This window comes from Belnapia sp. (genome assembly GCF_059504005.1).
The window spans coordinates 1-4,714 of the sequence record NZ_JCACHU010000082.1; the positions used below are offsets into that span (position 1 = coordinate 1).

Sequence of the window (4,714 nt, forward strand, 5' to 3'; positions counted from 1 at the left end):
GGCGCCGCGCTCATCCTGATTGACGCTGCCAACCATCCTGATTGTCGCTGTGCACAGCGCTTCGTCGCTTCGTTGAGGCGGCACTCTGGATCTGCCGGACCGGGGCGCCGTGGCGCGACCTGCCCGAGGGGCTGGGCTGCTGGTCCAGCGTTTATCACCGCTGGCGGCGCTGGTGTCTGCGCGGCTGGTGGGAGTTGGTGTTCGAGGCGCTCGGCCCGGCCTTGCCCGCGGACGGGCTGCTGCTGCTCGACAGCACCACCTGCAAGGCCCACCGGGCCGCGAGCGGAGCGGCGGGCAGCACGGCCGCCGCCGAGGCGCTCGGCCGCAGCCGTGGCGGGCTGTGCTCCAAACTCCATGCCTGCGCCGATGGCGCGGGCCGGGTCCTGCGGCTGATCGCCAGCCCCGGACATCACTCCGACCTGCGCTATGCTATGGCGCTCGCCTCGGGTATCCCGGCCCGCGATGCCGCGCTGGACAGGGGCTATGTCTCAGCCCCCCTCCGCGCAGCCTTCGCCGCCGAGGGCTGCACCGTCCACACCCCGCCCAAGCGCGGCATGGTCGATCCACCCGCATGGGATCCTGTGCTGTACGCCCGGCGCCACTACGTCGAGAACCTGTTCTCCCGGCTCAAGGACTGCGCGCGTATCGCTCTCCGGCGCGACAAGACCCGCCGTAGTTGGATGGGTTTCGCCCATCTCGCCGCCACCATGATCAACCTGCGCATCGCAGAGTTCAGTCACAGAGCCTAGCCGGTCCGATCGGCGGTGAACGACCTCGACCACCCGGCTTTGGCTGGCAGCAGCACCCCGCTGCCGAGAGGCAACGTGCAGGACCTCATTGTCTTTGGAGTTTGAGCGGGGGCTTGGTTTGGTCATGCGGGCAAAGACGCGGTCGGCTTCGGACATACGGTTCCAGACTAGGTGAGTTTGGCTATGGAGCGGCAGCGTTGAGGTTTGAACGATGCAAACATAATCTTGCCGGTACTATTGGTCGAATAAACTCGCAGTCAGTGCATCGCACTGCTATCGCCTGTTGGCAGGCCGGCTTCAGGCAGGAGACGAAGGCTTTGTCACTGCCTGCTGCGGCGTCCTGAACCGTCTACACTTCATTGAAGCAGCATCTTCGGCAGCTTGCTAGACACGCATGTACGCTGCTTGAGAAGCGGCAAGGGCCCGGGTGCTGTCGAGGTCTGCCGGTCGTCCCATGAGATAACCCTGTCCCTTGGCCACGCCCAGAGCCTCCAGCGTTCTGAACTCCCCTTTAGTTTCGATGCCCTCCGCCACGATCTGGCAGCCAGTTTCCTTGGCAAAGTAGATGAGAGCAGCCGTCATCGCTCGCCTGGCGGAGTTGGTATCAACCGATCGGGTCAGACCCGTGTCGAGCTTGATGATGTCGGGCTGCAGTTGAACGATGTGCTGAAGGCTGGAATAGCCTGCACCGGCATCGTCGATGGCAAGCCTGGCGCCCTGCCTCCTGAAAGAACCAAGCGCGCTCCGCAGGTGATCATAGTTCTCGACCTCGGCGTGTTCGGTGATCTCCAGGACAAGCCGATGCTGAGGAACATCGCCGATCACCGCCTCCACCCGGCCGCTGACGATCGCTGCAGGCGAGGCATTGACGGAGACGAAGACCTGGTCGGGCAGCACCTCGAAGGCACCCATGGCCTTCCGAATCACCGCCAGTTCGAGGTCCACCCCGCAACCCGCCTTGGCCGCCTGATCGAACCACAGATCCGGCGAGCGGTAAGGCTCCGGTGAAAAGCGGCACAAGGCTTCGAACCCAACGACACCGAAGGGCGTGAAGCTGAAGATCGGCTGGTAGACGACCGAGAACAGCTCATGCTCGATCACCCGCGCGATCTCCCGGCGTGACCGTTCGATCTCCTGCTCGGCTTCCAGGTCCCGACTGATCTGATGGGCCGCCATATCGGCAAACACCTTCATGACCTGCAGATCACGCGGATTGAGCGACGTGTTGGCATGCGGGCTCAGGCAACAGAACATGCCATAGGTGCGTCCATCCGGCAGGCGGACGGGCACGCTCAGATGCGATCCGATCGGCACGGCCTGGGTAATCGGCATGGATAGCGCCAGGGGGTAGTCGGCGGTGTTCGCCATCAGCTCGGGCAGCCGACCCGCCAGAATGTGGCGGCAGTAGACATCGTCGAGGCTGCGGGAGTCGCCTGGCTTGATCAGCGCCTCGAGACCGGGAGCATCGACCTCGCGGAAGACCGAGCGTCCGTCCACGAACTCGGAAAGGTAGGCAACTTCCATGTTCAGATGTTTTCTGACCGCCTCAAGAGCAGTTTTGATTCCCGCATGCGCCTTGTCTGCCGCGAAAGCGGCAGGGTCTATCAAGTGGCTCAGCATCTCTTGCTCTCGTTCAGGTTTGGCATCATGGCCGGTGCCGGGAAGTCCATACGGCAGCAGCAACAGTTAATATGATGGCTGGAGAAACAATCCCTGAGCCTTGCTAAAAAATCCAGAAACCGGGCGGGCGTCGGCAGCAAGAGGGCGTTGTACTGTTGCGTACGCTGCTTCATTGCTTGCGCAAGCGCAGTCCCTGCCGGACTTATTTACTAAGTCATCCACAACTGCCGTCTGTCCGTGCTTCCATTGGTGGTTTCGCGTAAACGTTATAAAGGCGGCGCTACCAGAAGCGTCAACTCATATCTTATAGGTAGCGCATATACCGGTGGGCACGCGCCATGGATGCATTCCAACACAACTTTCCCGCGCCATTCGCCCTCATCCAGGCGTCGCCCGCCAGCAACCATCGGCTCGCCCCCGACCTCGAAACCCGGCGCTTGGCTGTGCTGCATCGCTACGAACTGCTCGACACGCCACCCGAAGCGGAGTTCGACGGCCTTGCATCCCTGGCAGCTGATCTGCTCGACGCTCCGGTCGCCCTTGTCTCGCTCGTCGGCGACAAGCGGCAGTGGTTCAAGGCGCGCATTGGGTTTGACCTAGCCGAGACGCCACGCTCATGGTCGTTCTGCCAGCACCTGCTCCAGGAACCCGCAGGCAGCGTTCTGGTCGTGCCCGATGCGACATGCGATCCACGCTTCGCAGCTAACCCCTTGGTCACCGGCGGCCCCCGCATCCGCTTCTATGCCGGTGCTCCGCTGCTGACGCCTGAGGGCGTGGTGCTTGGCAGCCTCTGCGTGCTCTCCCCCGATCCACGACCGGAGGGGCTGCGAGTTGCGGAGCGGCGGCGCCTGACCGATCTGGCGGCGCTTGTCACGCGTGGCTTCGAGCTGCGCAGCACAGCACGCCAGGCGGCGAGGCTTGCGAGTGAGGCAGAGGCTCGCAAGGCCGGGGAGGAGCGACTTCGCCTGTCGCTCGAGATCGCGGGGGCCGGTGCCTGGGAGTTCGACCCCCGGTCGGGCCTGTCACTATGGGACCCTGCCGCGCATGCCCTGTTCGGCATGCCCGACAAGATTGCCTTCAACGATGCGATGGACCGCCTCGTCCACCCAGAGGATCTCGGGCAGGTGCGGGCGGCTATTCTACAAGCCATTGATCCAGCGGGGAGCGGCAGCTACGCCGTCGAGCACCGGGCCGCCTTGACCGGTCCGGATGGGCGTCCGCGCTGGCTCCGTTCGCTGGGCCAGGCGTGGTTCGCAGCCAGCAGCCAGGGTGCGCGTCGGCCGACGCGGCTGGTTTGCGTGACGATGGATATCACGGAGCAGCGGTTTGCCGTGGAGCGGCAGGCACTTCTGGTTGCCGAGTTGAACCACCGGGTCAAGAACACCTTGGCCGTCGTTCAGTCGATCGCGGAGCAGACCCGGCGCGCGACAAGCCCGGCTCCCGACGGGCAGCCCTCGCGCTTCCATAAGGCGTTTCGGGACCGGCTGCTTGCGTTGGCCAAGACGCACGACCTCCTGACGGTGGGCGCCTGGCGGGGCGCCACACTGGCCGAGCTTGTGAATGCTTCGCTGCGTCCGTTCACCGCGCCGCCGGCCGCGGGGGCGGAGCCACGTATTGACGTGGCCGGCCCAGTGGTGCGGTTCCCGCCGGAGCCTGCCGTCACCTTGGCGCTGGCCCTCCACGAGATGGCATCCAATGCGGCCCGCTTTGGAGCTCTCTCGTCGCCGCTCGGCCGCGTCAGGGTGGTCTGGCAGATCTCCGGCTCGCCAGCGGTGGTCGAGCTTTGCTGGATCGAGCAAGGCGGGCCGCCGGTGGCCGGGCCACCGACGCATTGCGGGTTCGGCACGCGGCTCCTGGAGCGAGGCCTGGGCCATCAGCTCAAAGGAAGTGTCGAGGTGAAGTACGCGCCCGAGGGGCTCCGCATCCGGCTGCGCGTCCCAATTGGGCACCCCACGGCATCGGTCGCCTGAGCCAACGGTCTGTCACACCGATCCAGCCGCTGCTTGAACAACAGAGCGGCAAACTCGCATCGGCCGACGCCACGGCGAGAGCGGCAGGTGCAGCGCATACTATCGCCGCGCCCGCGGCAGGGGCTTCCGGGTCTGGCAGGAGGTGACTTGCGTCTAACACTACCTGGGCGGAAACGACCTGATTTTCGTGCGATTTCAATGTGATACGAAATTTTGCCTGTGGCCAATAACTGTCTGAAAATGCTCTGGAATTTTTGTTTCTGCCCAGATGGTGCTAAATGGCGGCATGAACCCATAGGTCCTCATGCCACTCGATTTAGGGTTCTGTTGCGAAGTTTGCGGCGGATTGCGAATAGCCGCGACAGGCTCCGGATC

Annotated in this window: 4 protein-coding genes; 2 read left to right on the plus strand and 2 right to left on the minus strand. The window is 64.2% G+C overall.

Annotation, left to right across the window (positions count from 1 at the left end; translation table 11 throughout):
* The first annotated feature begins 41 nt into the window (after nucleotides 1-41).
* Complete coding sequence (locus AC5JJ1_RS12020) at nucleotides 42-749, plus strand: IS5 family transposase (RefSeq protein ID WP_495785362.1); 708 nt, start codon at nucleotides 42-44, stop codon at nucleotides 747-749.
* A 384-nt stretch (nucleotides 750-1,133) separates the two neighbouring features.
* Here AC5JJ1_RS12020 and AC5JJ1_RS12025 read toward each other — a convergent pair whose 3' ends face one another.
* Complete coding sequence (locus AC5JJ1_RS12025; protein WP_495785363.1) at nucleotides 1,134-2,432, minus strand: sensor domain-containing phosphodiesterase; 1,299 nt, start codon at nucleotides 2,430-2,432, stop codon at nucleotides 1,134-1,136.
* Nucleotides 2,433-2,707: 275 nt separating this feature from the next.
* On the opposite strand from AC5JJ1_RS12025, the gene AC5JJ1_RS12030 reads away from it, so the two are divergent.
* Nucleotides 2,708-4,339, plus strand: a complete 1,632-nt coding sequence (locus tag AC5JJ1_RS12030; protein WP_495785364.1) for a sensor histidine kinase — start codon at nucleotides 2,708-2,710, stop codon at nucleotides 4,337-4,339.
* 195 nt (nucleotides 4,340-4,534) lie between these two features.
* Here AC5JJ1_RS12030 and AC5JJ1_RS12035 read toward each other — a convergent pair.
* The coding region (locus AC5JJ1_RS12035; RefSeq protein WP_495785365.1) for a hypothetical protein at nucleotides 4,535-4,714 on the minus strand (180 nt) is incomplete at its 5' end.